General features: G+C 33.9%; 21 protein-coding genes and 1 tRNA gene. 14 read left to right on the top strand and 8 right to left on the bottom strand.

Going from position 1 to position 20,872, the window contains the following annotated elements; all coding sequences use genetic code 11:
- Window positions 1–4 precede the first annotated feature (4 nt).
- Entirely contained in the window at window positions 5–2,143 is a 2,139-nt protein-coding gene (locus ACKI2P_RS08335) for a collagen binding domain-containing protein (RefSeq protein WP_407376757.1), read from the bottom strand.
- 138 nt (window positions 2,144–2,281) lie between these two features.
- Here ACKI2P_RS08335 and ilvC point away from each other — a divergent pair, with 138 nt between their 5' ends.
- Together ilvC and ACKI2P_RS08325 are read left to right on the top strand one after the other, a co-directional pair.
- Entirely contained in the window at window positions 2,282–3,274 is a 993-nt protein-coding gene (gene ilvC, locus ACKI2P_RS08330; RefSeq protein WP_407376756.1) for a ketol-acid reductoisomerase, read from the top strand.
- 47 nt (window positions 3,275–3,321) lie between these two features.
- A complete protein-coding gene (locus ACKI2P_RS08325) occupies window positions 3,322–4,326 on the top strand; it encodes a methanogenesis marker 12 protein (RefSeq protein WP_407376754.1) in 1,005 nt (334 codons plus the stop codon).
- 4 nt (window positions 4,327–4,330) lie between these two features.
- Here ACKI2P_RS08325 and ACKI2P_RS08320 read toward each other — a convergent pair whose 3' ends face one another.
- Window positions 4,331–4,540, bottom strand: a complete 210-nt coding sequence (locus tag ACKI2P_RS08320; protein ID WP_407376752.1) for an LSM domain-containing protein — start codon at window positions 4,538–4,540, stop codon at window positions 4,331–4,333.
- A gap of 78 nt (window positions 4,541–4,618) precedes the next feature.
- Here ACKI2P_RS08320 and ACKI2P_RS08315 point away from each other — a divergent pair, with 78 nt between their 5' ends.
- Window positions 4,619–4,762: a hypothetical protein gene (locus ACKI2P_RS08315; RefSeq protein ID WP_407376750.1), complete on the top strand. Its 144-nt coding sequence runs from the start codon at window positions 4,619–4,621 to the stop codon at window positions 4,760–4,762.
- A gap of 5 nt (window positions 4,763–4,767) precedes the next feature.
- Here the strand turns inward: ACKI2P_RS08315 and surE are convergent, their stop codons facing one another.
- Entirely contained in the window at window positions 4,768–5,544 is a 777-nt protein-coding gene (gene surE, locus ACKI2P_RS08310; RefSeq protein WP_407376748.1) for a 5'/3'-nucleotidase SurE, read from the bottom strand.
- 124 nt (window positions 5,545–5,668) lie between these two features.
- Here surE and ACKI2P_RS08305 point away from each other — a divergent pair, with 124 nt between their 5' ends.
- On the top strand, window positions 5,669–6,571 hold the full coding sequence (locus tag ACKI2P_RS08305) for a restriction endonuclease (protein ID WP_407376746.1): 903 nt from the start codon (window positions 5,669–5,671) through the stop codon (window positions 6,569–6,571).
- Here the strand turns inward: ACKI2P_RS08305 and ACKI2P_RS08300 are convergent.
- Together ACKI2P_RS08300 and cfbB are read right to left on the bottom strand one after the other, a co-directional pair.
- Window positions 6,557–7,618 carry an oligosaccharide repeat unit polymerase family protein gene (locus ACKI2P_RS08300; RefSeq protein ID WP_407376744.1) on the bottom strand — a complete coding sequence of 354 codons (1,062 nt, stop codon included), beginning with the start codon at window positions 7,616–7,618 and terminating at the stop codon, window positions 6,557–6,559. The genes ACKI2P_RS08305 and ACKI2P_RS08300 overlap by 15 nt on opposite strands.
- 1 nt (window position 7,619) lies before the next feature.
- On the bottom strand, window positions 7,620–8,975 hold the full coding sequence (gene cfbB, locus ACKI2P_RS08295; protein WP_407376742.1) for a Ni-sirohydrochlorin a,c-diamide synthase: 1,356 nt from the start codon (window positions 8,973–8,975) through the stop codon (window positions 7,620–7,622).
- Window positions 8,976–9,111: 136 nt separating this feature from the next.
- Here cfbB and ACKI2P_RS08290 point away from each other — a divergent pair, with 136 nt between their 5' ends.
- Genes ACKI2P_RS08290 through ACKI2P_RS08280 form a run of 3 tightly spaced genes read left to right on the top strand, consistent with a single transcriptional unit; the run spans window position 9,112 to window position 12,555 of the window.
- Window positions 9,112–10,935 carry a threonine--tRNA ligase gene (locus ACKI2P_RS08290; RefSeq protein WP_407376740.1) on the top strand — a complete coding sequence of 608 codons (1,824 nt, stop codon included), beginning with the start codon at window positions 9,112–9,114 and terminating at the stop codon, window positions 10,933–10,935.
- Between the two features lie 53 nt (window positions 10,936–10,988).
- Complete coding sequence (locus ACKI2P_RS08285; protein ID WP_407376782.1) at window positions 10,989–12,221, top strand: bifunctional 5,6,7,8-tetrahydromethanopterin hydro-lyase/3-hexulose-6-phosphate synthase; 1,233 nt, start codon at window positions 10,989–10,991, stop codon at window positions 12,219–12,221.
- 52 nt (window positions 12,222–12,273) lie between these two features.
- On the top strand, window positions 12,274–12,555 hold the full coding sequence (locus ACKI2P_RS08280; protein WP_407376739.1) for a zinc ribbon domain-containing protein: 282 nt from the start codon (window positions 12,274–12,276) through the stop codon (window positions 12,553–12,555).
- Here the strand turns inward: ACKI2P_RS08280 and ACKI2P_RS08275 are convergent.
- The gene (locus tag ACKI2P_RS08275) at window positions 12,552–13,406 is read right to left on the bottom strand and encodes a phosphoserine phosphatase (protein ID WP_407376737.1); all 855 of its coding nucleotides are present in this window, start codon (window positions 13,404–13,406) and stop codon (window positions 12,552–12,554) included. The two genes, ACKI2P_RS08280 and ACKI2P_RS08275, sit on opposite strands and share 4 nt — an antisense overlap.
- A gap of 312 nt (window positions 13,407–13,718) precedes the next feature.
- Between ACKI2P_RS08275 and ACKI2P_RS08270 the strand changes: the two genes are divergently transcribed.
- The 5 genes from ACKI2P_RS08270 (at window position 13,719) to hisB (ending at window position 17,505) form a co-directional block, all read left to right on the top strand.
- Window positions 13,719–14,303 carry a flavodoxin family protein gene (locus tag ACKI2P_RS08270; RefSeq protein WP_407376735.1) on the top strand — a complete coding sequence of 195 codons (585 nt, stop codon included), beginning with the start codon at window positions 13,719–13,721 and terminating at the stop codon, window positions 14,301–14,303.
- Between the two features lie 50 nt (window positions 14,304–14,353).
- Window positions 14,354–15,916 carry an oligosaccharide flippase family protein gene (locus ACKI2P_RS08265; protein WP_407376733.1) on the top strand — a complete coding sequence of 521 codons (1,563 nt, stop codon included), beginning with the start codon at window positions 14,354–14,356 and terminating at the stop codon, window positions 15,914–15,916.
- A gap of 67 nt (window positions 15,917–15,983) precedes the next feature.
- A complete protein-coding gene (locus ACKI2P_RS08260; protein ID WP_407376731.1) occupies window positions 15,984–16,676 on the top strand; it encodes a TOBE domain-containing protein in 693 nt (230 codons plus the stop codon).
- Between the two features lie 10 nt (window positions 16,677–16,686).
- The gene (locus ACKI2P_RS08255) at window positions 16,687–16,887 is read left to right on the top strand and encodes a 4Fe-4S binding protein (protein ID WP_407376729.1); all 201 of its coding nucleotides are present in this window, start codon (window positions 16,687–16,689) and stop codon (window positions 16,885–16,887) included.
- 39 nt (window positions 16,888–16,926) lie between these two features.
- On the top strand, window positions 16,927–17,505 hold the full coding sequence (gene hisB, locus ACKI2P_RS08250) for an imidazoleglycerol-phosphate dehydratase HisB (RefSeq protein WP_407376727.1): 579 nt from the start codon (window positions 16,927–16,929) through the stop codon (window positions 17,503–17,505).
- Window positions 17,506–17,615: 110 nt separating this feature from the next.
- Here hisB and ACKI2P_RS08245 read toward each other — a convergent pair whose 3' ends face one another.
- Window positions 17,616–18,446, bottom strand: a complete 831-nt coding sequence (locus ACKI2P_RS08245) for a F420-dependent methylenetetrahydromethanopterin dehydrogenase (RefSeq protein WP_295600058.1) — start codon at window positions 18,444–18,446, stop codon at window positions 17,616–17,618.
- Between the two features lie 268 nt (window positions 18,447–18,714).
- Window positions 18,715–18,786: transfer RNA gene (locus tag ACKI2P_RS08240), tRNA-Val, on the bottom strand.
- 122 nt (window positions 18,787–18,908) lie between these two features.
- On the opposite strand from ACKI2P_RS08240, the gene ACKI2P_RS08235 reads away from it, so the two are divergent.
- The gene (locus ACKI2P_RS08235; RefSeq protein ID WP_407376725.1) at window positions 18,909–19,832 is read left to right on the top strand and encodes a branched-chain amino acid transaminase; all 924 of its coding nucleotides are present in this window, start codon (window positions 18,909–18,911) and stop codon (window positions 19,830–19,832) included.
- 13 nt (window positions 19,833–19,845) lie between these two features.
- A complete protein-coding gene (locus tag ACKI2P_RS08230; RefSeq protein ID WP_407376724.1) occupies window positions 19,846–20,679 on the top strand; it encodes an undecaprenyl-diphosphate phosphatase in 834 nt (277 codons plus the stop codon).
- Window positions 20,680–20,872 lie beyond the last annotated feature (193 nt).

Genomic DNA, 20,872 nt, shown 5'->3' with positions numbered 1-20,872 from the left:
CTATCTATTTTTTTATTTTTATTAAGCTTTTTCCTGAAATGGAGTAGTTTTTATTTCCTGATGAAATAATCACTTTATGTTTGCCTATTTTTAAGTTCTTTGTATTGATTTTGGCTATTCCTTTCTTGTTTGTCTTAACGGTATATGTTTTGTATTTTTTTCCGGTGTAAATTTTAACTTTAACTTTAACGTTTGAAAGCATTTTTTTAGTCTCTTTATTTTTGACGGTTACTTTGAAATAATTTGATTTTTTAAATTTGTTTGTTATTTTTGGAGCTTTAACAATGGTTTTAGCTTTGTTAATTTTAATTGATGTTGTTTTCATTATTTTATTGTTGAATATTACTTGAATTTTATGAACTCCCGCATCAAGTTTTGCAGGTATTTTAAATAGTACTGAACCGTTTGAATCGGTTGTTTTAGGGTATGTTTTATAGTTTTTACCAGTATATATCTTAAAAATCACTTTCTGTTTTGATATATCTAGATTGGTGTAATTTATCAGTTTTATTTTTAGTGAACTTTTGATATTTGAAAATCTGTTGTTTTTAAAATCTTTTATCATTTTAATGTCTATTGAATGCACTGTCAAATTAACTTCTAGAAGCATTATTCTACCATAGTAAATAAATCCAAAATCGTAATAAATTTTAAGATTCAATTCACCCTTGTTTTCTATTGTGTAAAAGGCTTTCCCGTTTTTATCTGTAATTAGGCCAATATTGTGGTCATTTGGATTTTCAACATATAATAACTTATTTGAAATTGGATTTCCATCATGGTCAGTTAGTCTGAAGATTATAGTGTCGTTAATGCAGTAGAGGGCATGTTTGTCATAGGTTAAATTAAAGAGGGTATTAACGTTTATGTTTTCGCTGTCGATTTTGTATAATCCGCTGGCGTTTATGAAGTATGAATTTATGGCGGTATAATTGGTTTTCACTGGATAGGTTTCGTTATAAATTATAATGTCTCCATGATCATGGGTAATCTGTTCTATATATGTTTTGGTTTTAAATGTATCTTTTATGGGGCCATTGTTGTAGAATAATGAATTATTCAAATATATGTTTGAAAAGAATAGTTCAATAGTTGATTTGTTGAATTTTGAGTTGTGAATTTCAATGTCTGTTTCGCTAGATTTTATTTCACAATCTCCGGCTGTTGAATTTTTAATTATTAATTTGGACCTGCCGGAATAAAAGTTTGGATTAAATGCAAGGGTGGTTTTGTTTAAAATACTGTCTTTTAAAAATACCTCACAGCCTTTGGCATAATATCCTGCGATAAATTTGATGTTAGAATTATTAAAGGTTGCATTTTCGAAATTGACATCACTGTAATATATTGTTGGATTGAACTTGCTAAATGAACTGTTGAAAACATCGATTTTATCTGATGAACCTCTAAGAGATGAATTATCGAATAGGGAATCTGTTACATTAATATTATAATGATTTAATAGGATATCTGAATTAAAAGCTTTTAAATTTCTTATTTCCATGCTATTTGAAATGAATATTCTGTCGCTTCCAACAAGTTCTGTTAAAAGGTATGTCAGTGAACTGATTTGTGCATTGTAAAGAGTACAATTAATTATTTTTGCACCATATTTGTATGCGAAGTCATATACTGATAATTTAACTTCTGATTCATTAAAGATGCAATTGACAAATGTATTGTTTAATTCCTTGCTTGTATAATTTGTTTTAATAAATTTACAGTCTATAAATTCCATTTCATGGCGACTAATGAGGTTCAAATCCTTAAATGTAATATTTTTGAAGACAATGTTGCTGCCTTTGTTTTTAACAAACAAATCTATTGGACTAATGATTATAATCTCATCATCACTGCTTTTGTTTTCTTCAAAAACGTCAAGATACAGTGTTGTATTCTTACCGTCAATTACGGTTTCACCAGTTCCTTCAATAGTAATAGATCTGTTTAGTGTGATGTGTGTTTCGCTTTCAGGATTTATATGGTATGTTTTTTCATCAAGTTTGACGACTCCATCATCACAATTGTCTATTATGTCTTTAATGTTGTCATTTGCCGTGTTGTTGTCTTCTGCGGATACTATTCCAACACATAAAAATAAAATTAAAGTAAAAAATAATACTTTTAATAATTTGCTTTTCATATTAATCTCTTCTATATAATATATTTTTAACATTTGAACTATATAATGATTGAGATTTTAAGTTACTTTTATTAATGTAGAAAATCATAATTATTATTTGATATTTTATTATATCATTAATTTTTATGAGTGATTATTATGAAAATGTATTACGACGATGATGTAAATACAGATGCTCTTGAAGGAAAAACCATTGCTGTAATCGGTTATGGTTCACAAGGAAGAGCACAATCTAGAAATATGGCTGACAGTGGAGCTAACGTTATTGTTGGTGTAAGAGAAAATGGTAGTTCTTGGAACTTAGTTCAAGAAGATGGAATGACAGTAAAAACTATTGAAGATGCAGCAAAAGAAGCTGATATTATTCACATTTTACTCCCTGATGAAATCCAAGAAAAAGTATACAATGAACAGATTGCACCATATGTTGAAGCTGGAAACACTCTTTCATTCTCTCACGGTTACAACATCCACTTCGGTTTAATCAAACCTGATGAAGACGTAAACATTGTAATGTTTGCACCAAAAGGACCTGGGTCTATGGTAAGAAGAACCTACGAAGAAGGATTCGGTATTCCTGGTTTAGTTGCAGTCGAACAAGACGCAACCGGTGACGCATTACAACTCGCATTAGGTATGGCAAAAGCATGTGGTTTAACCAAAGCTGGTGTTTTGGAAACTACTTTCCAAGAAGAAACTGAAACTGACTTATTTGGTGAACAAACAGTTTTATGTGGAGGTATCACTGAATTAATCAATGCAGGATTCACTACTTTAGTTGAAGCAGGATACCAACCTGAAATTGCTTACTTTGAAACCTGCCACGAAGTAAAACTTATCGTAGATTTAATTTACGAAAAAGGTTTTGCTGGAATGTGGACCGATGTAAGTAACACCGCTGAATATGGTGGTTTAACTAGAGGAAATAGAATTATTACTCAAGAAGCTAAAGACGGTATGAAAGCAGTTTTAAAAGAAATCCAAGATGGAACCTTCAAAAAACAATGGGCAGATGAAAATGCCACTGACGGAGCTAACTTAAAAGAAATGAGAGCTGCTGAAGGTCAAAAAGACATTGAAATTGTTGGTGAAAGACTTAGAAAAGCTTGTGGATTACAAAAAGACGATTAAGTCTTTTTTTCTCTTTTTTTTATTTTACTATTTTTTTTGTGATGGATATGGTTTTTATTGGAATGGACCATGGAACTACTGGAATCTCTTTTTGCATAATGTCTGATGACGGTGAAGTTATTGATGTTTTTAAAATCGGAAGGGAGGAAAGTAAAAAAGGCCTTGTTTCTGCTACAGAAGAACTTGAAAAACGTGTTGATTTTAATTCAGTCAAAATGATGGCCATTACCTATGCCATGGGCGATGGAATAAGTGAAATTTTACCAATAGATAAAGTTGAAAACAGAGGTATCTTATCTATTGCAGGCGCCGGCAAGGTTACAGGTGGAGGTACATCCGTATTTTCTGAATTGGAACAGCTGGATATTGATACAATAATGATTCCTGGCCTTCACAAGGATTCCACATCTTTAGATGAAATGTTTAGAGCCGCTTATTCTCACCAGGCTAGTCCTGAAAAAATAAGCATTTCCTACAATGCATTTAAGGAAACAAACTGGTCCAATTTTATCGTAGCAGATATTTCCTCTAATAGCGTGGACATTTTAATAGAGGATGGAAAAATCAGAGGGGCAATGGATGCCTGTGTAGGTGCTATGGGTGTTGTACATGGACCTCTGGACTTGAAAATGTTAAGAGACATCGATGAAAGGAATGTTTCTGCAAATGCCTGTTTTTCACATGCTGGTGCAATAAAGGTTGCTGAAATTGACGGTAAGGTAGCCAATATGAAAGATCAGCTTTTGGAAAATTATGCTAAAGGTGATGAAAAGGCAAAATTGGCTATAGATACGTTAATCATGACTGTTGCTATGGAAATTGCAGGTTTGGCTGTTGTTTGTGAAAATGAAATTGAAGGTATTGTCCTGACAGGTTCAATTGGCAGTGCAACCGAACCGTTTAACTTTGAAAATGAAATTAACAGATATTTCAAAAACAGATATGATTTTAAAGTAATTTCAAAAGAGTCTGGAGCTATCGGTGCAGCCCAAATAGCGATGGATGTTTATAATGGTGAAAAAGAAATATTGGGTGTTAAAGTAAATATTTAACATTCTATTTCTTATCTTCTTTTAAACTGACAAAAACTACATTTCCACCTTTAATAGTTTGTAATCCGTTTTCATTTTCAAGGACAAGGTTTAGATAATTATCAATAGCTATTATTTTTCCTTCAGCTTGATTGTTATCCCTCAAATCAACACTAACATACTTATTTTTAAATTGTGCAAAAAGTTTGTTTACATTATCTTTATCAAAACTCATTTTTTCAAATCCTTGAATTTATACTATTTTAATATTGATGTTCCAACTTTATATAGTTTAAGATTTATAATATATACTATGGCAATAAATCAATTAGAAAGTAATTTAGAAGCTATTACTCGCACAATAGCTCAATTGAAAAGAGACGGTTGTACTGACGAAAAGATTTTAAAGGAACTGTATGAAGAAAGGGATAAAATATTGAAAGATTTAAATTTATAAATCTTTTATTTAAGCCATTCTTTAAGCAAGCCCATATCAGCGGTTAAATCTATTTTTAAGGGAGTTACTGTGGTTTTGTGGGCTTTTCGCAATTCATATCCATCACTTCCGGGTTCATCTTCTTCATACGGATCGCCACCAATCCAATAATAAGGTTTTTCACGGGGATCCAGACGTTTGTCGATAACCGGAACATACATTCTTTTTCCAAGTTTTACAACTTCAAACTCTTCATCTACTGGCTCTTCGGGGATATTGACATTCAGAAGGTCAATTCCTTCAGGCAAGCCTTTTTTCAAAACAATCTTACTTAATTTTTTAAGCATTTTTCCGGCAAAATCAAAATCGATTTCGTTTTCTCCGTTTTCAAACTTGATGTAATCCTTAGTCACTTCAAGAGAAATGGCTATTGTTGGAATTCCAAAGCTTGCAGCTTCAAGTGCAGCACCAAGTGTTCCGGATGTTGTCAGTTCCGCTTTTCCTATGTTGTATCCTGTATTTATCCCGGAAATCATCAAATCAGGTTTTTCATCTAAAATTTGGAATAATCCTATTGTTACTGCATCTGTTGGTGTTCCCCCGACTCCGTAACCTTTACTTCCATCTCTCAATATGTGTTCATTTACTCTTAATGGTTCATATAATGTTAATGCATGTCCTATTCCACTTTGTTGGGTTTCAGGAGCAACTACATAAGTATCACATATTTCATCAACTGCTTTTTTTGCAGCCAATATTCCAGAAGCGGTTATTCCATCATCATTGCATATTAACGCTTTCATATATTTATTAAGGCAATTCCTTTTTTAAATAATTTTAGGTTTTGATGAATTGATAACAAAGTTTAATAATAATTTTAGTTATAAATTATAATATTAATTTGAAAAAACACATGCGGGTGGAAACTTGGAAAAACCACAATTGATTAATTTTATAGCTAAAGTAATGGAGGACTCTGGTTTCAAAGTTTACAAGAATTTCAAAACCTCGCAGAAAGTAATCGATATTTATGCGATTTTACCAACCACAATTGGGGATTTTGGGGTTGTTGTAGCCTGTAAAAATTATGATAAAACTTTTGAAATTGGGGTGGACGTTTTAAAAGAAATGGAAGATGTTCAACAAAGCATTAAAGCTTCAAAAGTAACTATTGTATCCTCTTCTTATTTCTCTAATCAAGCAAAAAATTATGCATTAAGAAAAAATATCAAACTGGTTGACAGGGACGACTTGACTGAACTTGCCAGAAGATATCAGGACAGAACTTCCCAAACCACTTTGGATAACACCCCTTACGATGGTGGTGCATCACAATATCTTGAAGAGGAATCTGAATATGAATACGATTATGATGCTTCCGATATGGAATATCTGATGAGCAGAAGGGATGCCAACCCTAATGTTTATAAGAGTTCTCTGTACAGGCAAATCGATGAGCCTCAAAGGCAATCAAGATTCTCTTTCCTTAACAGGGGTGGAGGTTTAAATAGGGTGCGCAATGTGCAGACTGACTTATACAATTACAATCAGCCTAGAGCCCCATATGATGAACCGGTCCTGTTGAAGTTAATCAACAATCCTATCGTATTGATTATTTTTGTTGTAATCATATCCTACGCACTTGCATACCTGTTTGGAAATCTTTTAGGTATAGATGCAGGAATCGTTGGATTGGTTGAGATGGCTGTAGCGTTGCTTTTATCTTATGGTTTGTCATTATATACCGAAAGAAGCAGCGAATTTATTATAAAAGGAACATTCGTGTTCTTTGTTTCATTAATAATTTTAATTTTATTAATCTTTGTATAGATTAATATTCTTAATATTAATTATTATTAAAATTAATCCAATCAGGTATAAAAACCAAATCATGATGTCTGTTGGCCCGGTTTCTATCCAAATCAATGTGTGTGTTAAAATCATAGAATAGATGCCAACACCAATTCCTTTTTTTAACTTATGAATCAGACCTAAAAACACTCCCATAAACAGCATTTGTATTGTAAGGCCGATTAATCCGAAATCAAGATATACAGGTCCGAACAGTGTTGATGTCAGACATACTGTGTATTTTAAAACGTATTCTCCAATAAATGTTCTTGGGCTTCCTGATGAAAAGACCATGCTTAGGACATGGCCGTGTGTGGTTGCTGCCAACGGAATGATTTTTTCAAACACCTCAAGGGTAAATGCGGCCCTGTAGAATATCAGATCAAGCGGATTCAACGTCCAGTTCTGATTTGCTATTGACTGTGAAGCTATATAACCTATTACCATTATTCCCAAAACTATGGCCACAATGAATATGATTCCTGCTTTTTTTGATATCTTTTCCAGATAATAAAGAGTAATGAATGAACTTCCAAGTATTCCCAAAACGGAGGTTCTATATCCGTTCAAGCCAAAAATAATGGCTCCCAAAAGTACCAATAACAGGTATTTTCTGTCATAATATTTTGCAAGCAGAATATTCATCATTATTAAAAACAGGGGATAAGCTATTCTCCAGATGTTTGTTGTTGCATTTGATTTTAAAACGCTGTTGAATAATGGAATTCCTCCAATCAACACCAGATTAAGTGTCTGCAACGCTAAAGCTATTATTACCAATGCAACAAGCAGCTTTTCAGATAGGAAACTAACGTCCTTTGTTTGAGAAACGTTAATTTTAAATTTGACTAGCAGTGCGCCGGCCGTAAAAATAATGCATGCAAAAATAATTGTCAAAATCACTTCTAAACTAAGCGGATTTTCAAACCTGTAGTTAAATGAACCGACATATCCAATTAAAAGAAAGGCTAAAATTGCTACCACTAATATGAACGGCTGGAAGTAATCTATTTTTTTAAAATTCATCCTATCCGCCCAGTTCCAAAGAGGATATGGCTAGGTTTCCACCAAAGTTGGGCATAGCGGCCACATGTGTATGGACATAGCTTGCAAGGGTATTTCTTTCCATAAATCCGTCCTGCAGATTGTATGAGCCTTTTCCTCTTAATATATTAAATGCAAGGTCATGTTTTATGTTGTTTTTATCAACAAGAACCTTGGAATAATGGAATTCATGGCCGTTGAATTTTTCTCCTTTTTTGGAGATGATGTTGTCCTGTGTTACTTCAGCTATTGTGTATTTCAATGCCTGAACTCTGTCTGTAAGAATTGACTTGTATGGGTATATGTCAACCATTTTATCTTCATGAATGGAGTTCATAAGATACATCAAGCCTCCGCATTCGGCAAAAATAGGTCTGTCTTCCAAGTGGAAGGTTTTTATTTGTGAAAGCATCCCTTCATTTGCGCTAAGCTCTTTTGAAAAGAGTTCCGGATATCCTCCACCAATGTATAATCCGTCAACATCAGGCAACTCTTCATCGTTTAAGGGTGAGAAATATTCTATTTTAGCATTGTTGGCTTCTAAGGATTCAATATTTTCCTTATAATAAAAGTTAAATACCTCATCGTATGCTACTCCGATTTTTACTGGCTGCTTATTTAATTTATTCCAGATTGGAATGATGTCTGAGGTTATTTTAGGTGCGGTCTTTGCAATTTCAACAAGTCTGTCCAAATCTATTGAATTTTTTATTACTTCAGACCACAAATCAATGAATTTCAATGAGTTTTCCCTTTCACGAGCAGGAACAAGGCCTAAGTGTCTTTGTTCAATTGAAATATTATTGTCACGAATTATTCCGCCAATGACTTCAGTTTTTGTTATCTCTTCAATTGACCTTTTAGTTTTTTCATAATGCGCCTTGTTTTTAACTTTGTTCAGAATTACTCCGGCAATATTTACTTCAGGATCAAGTGCTTTAAAACCCAAAACCAGCGCCGCTGCACTTTTGACAAGGCTTCTTGAATTTATAATTAAAATCACTGGAGCTTTTAGAGATTTTGCAACAGAAGCGGTACTTCCAATATCATTGATGGAATCGATTCCTTCATAAAGGCCTCTGACACCTTCAATGATTGCAATGTCCTTTCCCTCCATACCTTTCAGATAGGAATCTCTCACCTGTCCTTTTTGCATGAAAAAGGAATCCAGGTTTCTGGAGGTATTTCCGGTTGCCAATGTATGATAGGATGGGTCTATGTAATCTGGTCCCACTTTAAATGGTTGTACATTATATTTTTCGCTTAATGCCTTCATTATTCCGGTGGCGATTGTTGTTTTTCCAACCGCGCTGCCGGTCCCTGCTAAAATAATTCTCATAATAATACATTGTAGTTATATTATATTAATTAATTGTTTTTTTTAATTTTGAAATTTTCAATAATATTTTTTCAAACACTAGCTATTTTTATATAATATTAAAACTAAAATTTATATCATAATATATGGTGGTTAAATGAGAATTTTATTAATTCATTCTGATTATTTAAATTACAATGTAAAGAATAAAACACCTGTAGCCGAAGAAATAGAGGAAGCCAAACATCAAGGGGCTTTTGATGATTCTTTAGTAGTATTTACAAGTGTTGAGAAAGAAGATGAAAATAATCCAGAAGGTATTGTTAAGAATTTAGTTAGTGAAATCATAAAAACCAATGATCAAGTTAAAGCTGAAAATATCGTATTATATCCATATGCTCACTTATCTTCCTCATTAGGTTCTCCAAAGGTAGCTGTTAAAATATTAAAAGATACCGAAGAAGCATTGCTGGCTGAAAATTTAAATGTTCAAAGAGTACCTTTCGGATGGTATAAGGCCTTTGAAATTTCATGCAAAGGACACCCTTTAAGTGAACTTTCAAGAACAATAACTGCCGATAAGGATGAGGTGAAAGTTGAAAGAAAACCTTCCAAATGGCAAATTCTTGAAGGGGACAAGATTACTCAAATCGATGATTTCAACTTTGAAAACAGAGCTTTCAAACAACTTGTCGATTATGAGCTTGGATGCGGAGCATCCGATGAAGGTGAACCTCCTCACGTAAAACTGATGAGGGAAAAGGAAATCTGTGACTATGAACCTGCATCTGATGTTGGAAACCTCCGCTGGTATCCAAAAGGAAAATTAATCAGAGATTTGCTTGCAGATTATGTTTATGACTTAACTGTCGAACGTGGCGCAATGCCTGTTGAAACTCCAATTTTCTATGATTTGGACAATCAAGCAATTTATGAGCATGCTTATAAATTTGGAGAAAGGCAATACAGAACAGATACCAAAAAGAATTTAATGCTTAGATTCGCAGCCTGTTTCGGTGCTTTCAGATTAATGTCTGATTCATACTTGACCTGGAAAAACCTGCCTGCTAAGATTTTTGAATTAACCAGATACAGTTTCCGTTATGAGAAAAAAGGTGAAGTTGTCGGTCTTAAAAGATTAAGGGCATTTACCATGCCGGATTGCCACTCATTCTGTACTGATGTACCTGCATCCTTAGATGAGTTTTCCCAACAAACTGACATGTGTATGCAAACAGGTAAGGATTTGAATTTGGACTTTGAAGTGATTTTCAGAGCTACCCAAGACTTCTTTGACGAAAATGAGGAATGGATGTATGAAATTGCAAGAAAATTCAATAAACCTATCCTTTTAGAAATTTTACCTGAAAGACATCATTACTGGGTTTGCAAAATAGATTTGGCAAATATTGACGCTTTAGGCCGTCCAATCGAAAATCCAACAGTTCAAATAGACGTTGAAAGTGGTAAAAGATTTGACATTACATACCTTGGAGAAGACGGCGAACAGCACAATCCTACAATCCTTCACACTTCACCAACCGGAAGTATTGAAAGGGTATTATGTGCAATGCTTGAAAAGACCGCTATTGAAATCAATGAACGCTCTCCAATGTTGCCAACATGGTTAAGCCCAATTCAAGCAAGAATTCTCACTGTCGGTGATGCTCATGAAGAGTTTGCAAATGAGTTATATGACAAAATCAATGCGGCAAATATCCGTGTGGACATTGATGACAGGGATGAAAGCGTAGGTAAGAAAATCAGAAACGCTTCTAAAGAATGGATTCCATACATATTCGTCGTTGGTGATAAGGAAGTGGAATCAGGTAAATTCCAAGTTACAGTTCGTGAAACTGGCGAAAAAGTTGAAATGACAGTTGAAGAGTTAATAGCTGAAATTAATGATAAATGTGAAGGAAAACCTTTCAGAAAATTACCTTTACCTAAGGACATTTCAAAAAGGATTAACTTCCAATAGTTATATTACAAATAAAACTTATAGTATTATATGGAGGAAATTTAATGGACCCAATGTATAAAATAGGAGAAGCTCTTATTGGAGATGGCCCTGAATTAGCACATGTTGATTTATTAATTGGTGATAAACAAGGACCTGTTGGTCAAGCTTTCGCTAATGGTTTATCAAACTTATCTGTAGGACATACTCCTTTAACAAGTGTAATTAGACCTAATTTAATGACCAAACCAGCTACTTTAATCATTCCTAAAGTAACTGTTGGTGATTTAGAAGATGCAAGTAAAATTTTTGGACCTGCACAAACCGCTGTTGCAAGAGCAGTAGCTGATGCAGTAGAAGACGGTTACATTCCAAAAGAAATAGTCGAGGATATTGTAATAAATGTAAGTGTATTTATTGATCCTTCTGCAAAAAATTACAGAAAAATCTATCAGTACAACTATGGTGCTACAAAATTAGCAATCAGAAGAGCAATGAGCGATTATCCATCAATTGACAAAGTACTTGCTGAAAAAGACCGTGGAACTCACCCAATTATGGGATTCAAAGTCAAAAAACTTTGGTCACCACCATATTTACAAGTTGCACTTGACTTAGACAATGAAGCTGCAATGGAAAGAATCATCAATGAATTACCTGAAAATGAAAGAGTACTCATTGAAGCTGGAACTCCACTCGTTAAAAAATTCGGTGTTGGAATTATTTCAAAAATCAGAGAATTACGTCCTGACGCATTCATCATTGCTGATTTAAAAACCTTGGATGTTGGCCGTGTAGAGGTTAAAATGTCAGCTGATGAAACCGCAGATGCAATTGCTATTTCCGGTTTAGGTACTATTGAATCAATCATGAAAGCAATTCATGAAACTCAAAAACAAGGTATCTATTCAATTCTCGACATGATGAATGTTGACCATTTCGAAGAAAAATTAACCCAATTGCCTGACGATTTAAAACCAGACATCGTATTATTACACAGAAATGTCGATTATGAAACCTGGATTAAAGAACATGGTGGAGATGTCGGCGGAATGACCGCATGGGGAGATATCAAAAACATCAAAGAAATCACTGGCGGTTTAGTTGCTGTAGCCGGTGGAATCACTCCAGATAATGTTGAAGAAGCAATTGAAAAAGGTGCAGATGTTATTATTGCAGGAAGATACATTATTGGTTCAAGAGATGTAAGAAGAGCTGCTCAAGACTTCTTAGCACACTTCGCACCAGATCCAGATAATATGAGACTTGCAATGGACGAAGACGAAAATGTCGAAGTTAAAAAATAGATTAGATTCATTCTAATTTATTTTCTTATTTTTTTTAAAAGGAGTTTTTATCATGGGATTTTGCAATTCATGTGGAAGACCAATTGTAAAAGAAGATTACGGTACTAATAAGGATGGTAGCCTTAATCCGGAATTTTGTAAAGACTGTTTTCAAGATGGTGAGTATACAGAGCCTGATATAACTTTAAGTGAAATGATTGTTAGAAAAACAGAAGAAATGATGGCTAAAAATCCAAGACTCGCTGAAACTCAAGCAACAGGCATCACTGCAATGTTTATTCCTGGATTAAAAAGATGGAATCCTGAATTTCAGGATGATTACAAATCTCTTTAATTTCTACTTTTTAAAATAAATTCTTTTACTTTATTGGCTATATATTCATCGTGGCTTTTTGTATTTTTAATGTTATATAGCTCTTCTTCTAAAGCGTTGTATTTGTCAACCAAATCATTGTATTCAATGCGAAGAGTGTCATAATCCTTTTCCAAGTCTTCGTTGAGTTCATATATTTCAGCATAACTTGTTTTTGTGTTGAGGTTTTCCTGTTTTAATTGATCATATTTGCTGCTTACTTGATCATAACTTTGCTTGATTGAGGAATGTTCTTCTTTGAGGGTTGTGCATTTGGTTTTGAGGTTTTTGTTTTCCTCTTTAATGCTTGAATATTTGGTTTTCAGGTTTTCGTTTTCGGTTTTGATGTTGACAAACTTGGTTTTCAGGTTTTCGTTTTCAATTATCAGTTTTGAATGTTTGTCTTTAATCAGATTATTTTCATTTTTCAAATCATTGATATTATCTTGATGTAAAGTATTGAATTTACTTTCCATTTCTGCTAAATCACTATTTTTTTGAGCAATTTCAGCTTTTAAGTTCTCAATTTCCTTTTCAAATTCTAAAGTAGATGGATTAATATTTTCCTCTAGTTGTCTTTCCAATTCCTTCACTTCCTCGACATGCAAATAATTAGCTATTTTTAACACTTCATTCTCTTCCTCTCTACTTTTAAAATTTTCAATTTCGGATTGAGGGATTATTAGAACTTCCTCTTTATTTTGGTAAATATCTTCATGTTTAGGTACTGTGATTTGAATTTGCTCGGTAGTATACTTTTTCCTTGCCCCGTTTTTCAATGTTCTGTTATATTCTCGTGAATATTTTTTTACAATACCTTTACCAACTTTCATAGTTAAATCCTCATTTAGTAATTTTGTATTTTTATTATTATAAATTTTATCATATAATGTTAAATTGTTGGTGTATGGAAATTTTTAAGAACTTCCGATTAAGATAATGTTATTAAGTTTGACATGCATATATTAAAACAAATCTGAAAGGAATGCAAAGGAAGTGCAGGTAATGTATACTTTAATTTTTGCCATAATAGGAATTGTTATTGTAAGTATTTTATTTTATTCAAGTTATATTCATAGTGATGAATAATTATAACTTTTCATTCTTAAAAAAATTATTTAATAATGATTTACAAACTATTTTTCATGAAAGTTTTTGGTATTTGTGCAAGCCCTAGAAATAACACAACAGAATATGTTTTGAAAACCGCATTAGGCCAGCTTGAAGATGATGGTTTTGACACAGAGCTGTTTACCTGTCAGGCTAAGGATATAAAACCCTGCATGCATTGCGACTACTGTATTGAAAACAAAAAATGCATAATTGATGATGATATGGCCGATGTTTACGCAGGCCTTCAAAGTGCAGACGGCATTATTCTGGCCACTCCCGTTCAAAGCGGCGGAGTGAGCAGTAACCTGTCAGTTATTATGGATAGAACAAGGGCTCTGGAAGCCATTGACTATAACTTGCTTCGCGGAAAAATCGGCATGAGTATTGCTGTGGGCGGAGACAGAACCGGCGGGCAGGACTTTGCACATCTAAAAAATATTACATATTTCATGATACATGGTATCATTCCTGTAAGTGGTGGGCCATTTGGATCAAATTTAGGAGCTTCTTTTTGGTCTAATGACTCATTAGATGATATCAAAAAGGATAATTATGGAATGGAGTCATTAAATAGGACTTTAAATGAATTTAAAAATTTCTTAAATAAGTATATTTAAATACTAAAATCATTTAAATTAATAATAAACAATTTTTTTAAAGGTATACTATGGCAAGTAAGATAGTTCGTGGAAGTCTTATAATTTTTATCGGAAACATTATTTTCCGTATTGGTGGTTATATTTATCGTTTTTTAATGGCTACCTTATTAGGACCTACCGCTTATGGAATTTTGGGAATAACATTGCCTTTCCAGGGTATTTTTCAAACCCTTGCTGCGGGCGGACTTCCTCCGGCTATTGCTAAGTATGTTGCCGAATATGAAGCCGTTGATGAGCATGACATGGCCAGGCATACAATTTATACGGCCTTGAGAATCATGGTATTTCTGGGTATATTTTTGGGAATTCTGATGATTTTCGTTGTTGCTCCATGGCTTGCTTATGATTATCTTGGAAAACCTCTGGCTTTAGTTCCATTACAGATTGTAGGACTGATTACTCCTTTCAGCGTCATTGTTGGTGCTTTTAGAGGTGCATTTCAGGGTGTATACAAGATGGAATATATCGTATATACTCGTGCAGTTGAACAGCTGGGTATGATTTTATGTGCAACTGCATTTGTTTTAATTGGTTTTTCAACTGTCGGAGCATTATGGGGTACTGTTATAGGTTATTCACTTGCGGCTGTCTCAGCAATTTATATATTTAAAGTTTACATGCCGAAATACATCCCAAAACCTAGTGAAAATTTTGTATTTACTCGTCGTGATGAATTGAGCCTTGCTTTCACACTTGTTAAGTTCTCAATTCCGGTAATCATCACTGCCATTGCGGAAATGCTGATTTATAATATATGTACAATAGCAATGGGTAAATTCTTGACATTTGAGGATGTTGGGTTTTTTGCGGCTGCAGACCCGATTTCAAGATTGCCTCTGATGATTTCCATTTCAGTTGCAACCACAATCCTTCCCGCTTCATCCGAGGCCTTCAAGATGCATGACACTAATGCCCTTCAGAAATATGTTGGAGAATCATATAAGATAGCGTTGCTTTTCGTGGTTCCGATGTGTATCGGTCTGGCACTGTTCAGTGTTCCTACCTTGAGATTGCTTTACTTCAAAGATCCTTCCTATGTTGCCGGTGCAGGCGCATTGGCCATATTGGCAATAGGAATGACATTCTATTCCATATTTTCAATATCCACCAGTATAATTCAGGGAATTGGAAATCCTAGAATTCCAATGTATATTCTGATTGTGGGATCTGTTATCACAGGAATCTTCAGCTGGATGCTGGTTCCGGATATGGGTATTGATGGAGGTGCTTTAGCAACTACTTTGGCCTGTTTTGTCATGATGGTACCGTGCATTTACTTTGTGTTTAAGTTAACCAAGACAAAAGCTCCAGTACTGCCTATTATTAAGATTTTAGCTGCATCTGCTATTATGGCTGCTGCAGGTTATTTCATTCCAAAAACAACCTTATTCTTATTCCCGGGAATAATAATCTGCATGATTGTCTATTTCTTTGCATTGATTTTGGTCCGCTTTTTCACAAAAGATGACATTGCCACTTTAAGGGAATACTCATCTAAAGTAGGTCCTCTGTCTAAATTTGTCAATAAACTCCTAAACTTTGTTGAAAAAATTGAATTTAGAAATAAATAATTAAAAAGTTATTTAAATTATAAAAAATAAATTTTTTCTTATAGTTATATAGTTGGGGGATTATATAATGGCTGATGTTAAAGCAGGTGTTGAATATAAAATCAATGTGGACGGAAATTCATTTTTGTTGGATAGCAAAAAATACCAACTTTTGGAGTCTATTCTTGATACAGGTTCATTAACTGAAGCGGCCAAGTTCATCCGAGTGTCATATAGGACAGCTTTAAACTACATTGAAAAGATAGAATCAACACTTAATGTAAAAATTGTAAACACTACCAAAGGTGGAAAAGGTGGGGGAGGTGGAACCACCCTTACCGAAGAAGGATATTCTATTTTAAAGGAATGTAAAAAGATTAACGCAATTATGGAACTGCATAAGGATGTTAATGAAATTGAGGCAGAAATAATTGACATCGATAGTGTCAAAGGCGTGATGACTATTAAAATGGACGATTTCCAAATTAATGCTCCATTAAACCGTAAGTATGAAATCGGTGACAAAATACTGGCACTGATCAGTTACGATAATATATTTTTAATGTTGGAACCGCAAACATCAAGTATTCGTAACATTCTAAAAGGCCAAATCATAGAAATGAAACTTAAGGATGAGATAATTCGCGTTAAGATTAATGTTGGCGGAGTAGTTTTATGCTCTGACATTACAGTTTCCGCTGAAAAGGAACTGAACCTCAGCATTGGTAAGGATGTTTACATTGGATTTAAAGCTATGTCAGTAGCTACATTAAAATTATAAAGGTGAGTTCATGTTAAGAATTTTAGTTGATGAAGATAAGTGTATAGCATGTGGTAAGTGTGAGGAGATTTGTCCGAAAGCAGCTAAAATTTGGAAAATTACTAACGTTGCACATATATTGGATTTAAGATATTGCCATGTTTGTACACTATGTGCAATGGAATGCCCTACAAATTGTATTAAAATACTACGTCCTGGTGAAGATGAGTGAATCCTTGAAGGTAAAATCAATTTAAATGCAGGTAAGATTATGACCAGAATTTCTAATGTTTCAAGAAAAACTTCGGAAACCGATATAAATATAAAAATGAATTTGGATGGAAGTGGAGATTACAACATTTCCACCGGTGTAAACTTTTTTAATCACATGTTGGAGTCTTTTTCAAAGCACAGTATGATTGATTTGGATGTTCAGGCAGTTGGAGATATTGAAATTGATGACCACCACACAATTGAAGACATCGGAATTCTTTTGGGTGAAGCTTTTAGTGAAGCAATCGGAGATAAGAAAGGAATTAAGAGAATGGCCCATGCCATAATTCCTATGGATGAATCTGTTGCTACAGTAGCAATTGACATAGGTGGCCGCAGCTATTGCAACATGGATCTTAAATTTAAAAATGAAAAAATTGGAGACATGACTTCCGATATTGTCATTCACTTTTTTGAATCTTTCGCATCCAGTGCTAAAATAAATATCTACGGCACTGTTGAGGGCATAAACGATCACCACAAGGCTGAAGCTATTTTTAAGGCATTTGCAAAATCCTTAAAAGAAGCAATAAAAATTGAACACGATCAGATTCCTTCTACAAAAGGTGTCTTATAGCTTAACAGCTATTATTTCTTTTTTTTTAAATTTCAAGTATAAAATAAGTCTTTTTTTTAGTGATGTTTTTGGTTAAAAAAAATAAAAAATGAAAAGTAGCGGAATGCTACTTATTCTGGTTTAGAGATTAAATCAACTTTACAACCTGGGTTTCCTTCTTTCATGTGAGGAGTTCTTAAGACTGTATCGTTGGATTTTTCGATTTCTCTTGCTTCTTGTGCTAATTTAGCAGCACATGCAGCCATTTCGTGTGCAGCAGCTACTAATGGGATGAAGTTTTCGAAACCTTTGGTCATGAAACAACCTTTCATGTCTAAGTTTGCGACTGCTCCAGCCATTTCGTATGCAGCAATAGCTTTTGCTTTTGCGTATGGGTTTGCGAATCCTGCTGCTTCTACAGCTTTTTCTGCAGTAATTATGAGTTTTGGTAATTCGATGTCTTCACCTGCGTCTGCTGCAGCGATTACACCGTCAATGGTTTTTTGAACTAATCTTAATGCACCGGTTTCTGCGAGTACTTTTAAGATGTCAGCGTTAAAGATAGCCATTTCAGTTGGGTCTAACCATTCTCTTTTTGCACCAATCATTGGGTCAGACATAACGATGATGTAACCTAATCCTTGTTCATCCATTTCGTCTTTTTTACCTTTACCAGGTGCGTCACCGATGATAATAGCAGGCACATCTTTTTCAGATAATAATTCTCTTGCTTTAGCTGGTCCAGGTGCTCCTGGGTTTGGGCTAATGAAAATTGCGAAGTCAGGTTCGAAAGCGTCTATTTTTGGTACGACGTCTTCTACTTGTTCTGGGTTCATTTTTGCACCAGATCCAAATGTTCTTACATCGATATTTGGTCTGTCTGCTCTTTCGTCTAACAATAGGTCAATTACTGGTGAAGTACCAATATTACCACTTTTAATAATAGCAATTTTAACTACCATAATTAAGTCTCCTTTTTTGATAGTATTAAATTTAATTAAAAAACTATTTAAATTTTATTATTTATTATTTTTAATCAGTCTGATATTTATTTAAATGAATAATGTATATACAATTAAATTTGCAAGTAAATACTTGCACAAATTACTATTTTTTTTAGAATTCATTGACTAAAAGAGGCCTAGAAAATAGCTGAATATATATAAAAAACTGATGTTTTCAAAGATAAAATTGTCAGGTAAAATAAAAAACTTTAAAAAAATAAGTTAGTGGTTCCGACGAGACTCGAACTCGTGATCCCCTCCTTGTAAGGGAGGTATCATACCACTAGACCACGGAACCAACAAACAATATTATGATTTTACTATTATTTATATCTTTCTATTATTTTAAATTTTAACTAGTTAAATTATTATATAATAAAAACATATTATTTATCACAAAAATATTGGAAAAGTGATATCATGGCATGGGATGATACAGCAAGTAAAATTTGGATAGATGGTGAAATGGTTGACTGGAAAGATGCAAACATTCATGTACTTTCTCACGTTGTCCATTACGGAACAAGTGTTTTTGAAGGAATTCGTGCTTATAAAAATGAAAATGGAGTAGGTGTATTCCGTTTAAAAGAGCATGTACAACGTTTATTTGATTCCGCTAAAATTTATAAAATTGATATTCCATTCACTCAGGAAGAAATTGAAGAAGCAATTTTGGAAACCGTTCGTGTAAACGATTTAGACGGATGCTACATACGCCCAATCGTATTTAGAGGTTATGGAGAACTTGGTGTAAACCCATTAAACTGTCCTGTAAATGTAGTAATTGCAGCTTGGGAATGGGGATCCTATTTAGGAGAAGAAGGAATGGCAAATGGTGTAGATATTGGAGTATCCTCATGGAGAAAACCTGCTCCTGACACTTTCCCAGCACTCGCTAAATGTGGAGCAAACTACATGAACTCCCAGCTGGCAAAACTTGAAGCTCTTGAACATGGTTATGATGAAGCTATCATGCTTGATTATGCCGGACATGTTTCTGAAGGTAGTGGAGAAAACATTTTCCTTGTTGAAGGAGAAAAATTATTCACTCCTGCAATGTCCTCTTCAAACCTTAAAGGTATTACAAGAGATTCAATCATGACTGTAGCTCGTGATTTAGGATATGAGGTTGTTGAAGAAATTATTTCAAGAGAAAGATTATATTCCGCTGATGAAGTATTCTTCACCGGAACTGCTGCTGAAGTAACTCCTATCCGTTCCATTGATCACAGAACTATCGGAATCGGTAAAAGAGGCCCTATAGCTGAAAAAATACAATCTACATTCTTTGACATTGTAGAAGCTAAAGTCGAAGACAAATACGGATGGTTAACCTATATCTAAACTGGTGTAATTCATGGATATACTTCAGGGAATTATTATTGGTATAGTTCAGGGTTTAACTGAATTCCTGCCGGTAAGTAGTTCAGCGCATTTAGTTTTTGTTCAGAATCTTTTAGGTGTTGAAGCAGATCTTGCTTTCGACACTTTTCTTCATTTGGGAACATTGATAGCTGTAGTATGGTTTTTCAGATGGGATATTATAAAAATGATTAGGTCATGGATATTAAGTATTCAGGATCTTATTCAGGGCAGATTCCAGGAAGGTTTTTATTCAGACCCCTACAAAAGGCTTGCTTGGTATGTAATTTTAGGAACAATTCCTGTTGGTATCGTTGGTTTGTTGTTTGAAGATGCAGTTGACAGTATTTTTGCAGGAGCTTTATATGTTCCAGCATTTTTCCTGTTTGTAACTGGTACAATTCTTTATCTGTCTCAAAGAATGGCCAGCGGACATATTGATATGAATAATATCTCCAAAAAAGAAGCAATTTGGATGGGTTTAGGTCAGGCATGTGCGATATTGCCAGGGCTTTCACGTTCAGGTACTACCATTGCTGCAGGTTTAACAATAGGTTTGGATAAAGAATTCGCAGCTAAATTCAGTTTTATACTATCTATTCCAGCTATTCTTGGTGCATTCCTCCTTCAGGCAAAAGATATAGGCACTGCATTGGATGCAAACTTTTTACCTGTAGTTTTAGGTTTCATCGCATCAATTATTGCAGGTTATATGGCTATAAGATGGATGTTGGACTTAATTAAAAATAAAAGTTTGGATATCTTTGCTTTCTATTGCTGGATAGTGGGTATAGTGGTATTTATGGGTTCAATTGCTCATATATTCTAATAAAAAAATAAATCAATTATCCTATGATAATTGATTATTTAATTATTTTGATTTTTTTAGTTAATGTAGTGGTTCCGTAAGTTTCGGTTGACTTGAAACCTACTTTAACAGTATATTATTGAACTACCTCAACTTATTGAAGTTGAGGATTCCTAGGTTTTTTATTATATATCGTTGGTTATTTGATATTATC

Origin of the sequence: Methanobrevibacter sp. (assembly GCF_045541095.1) — an archaeon.
Taxonomy (GTDB): Archaea; Methanobacteriota; Methanobacteria; order Methanobacteriales; family Methanobacteriaceae; genus Methanocatella.
The sequence above is the reverse complement of the archived record's forward strand: the minus strand, read 5'-3'. Positions and strand labels throughout refer to the sequence as shown.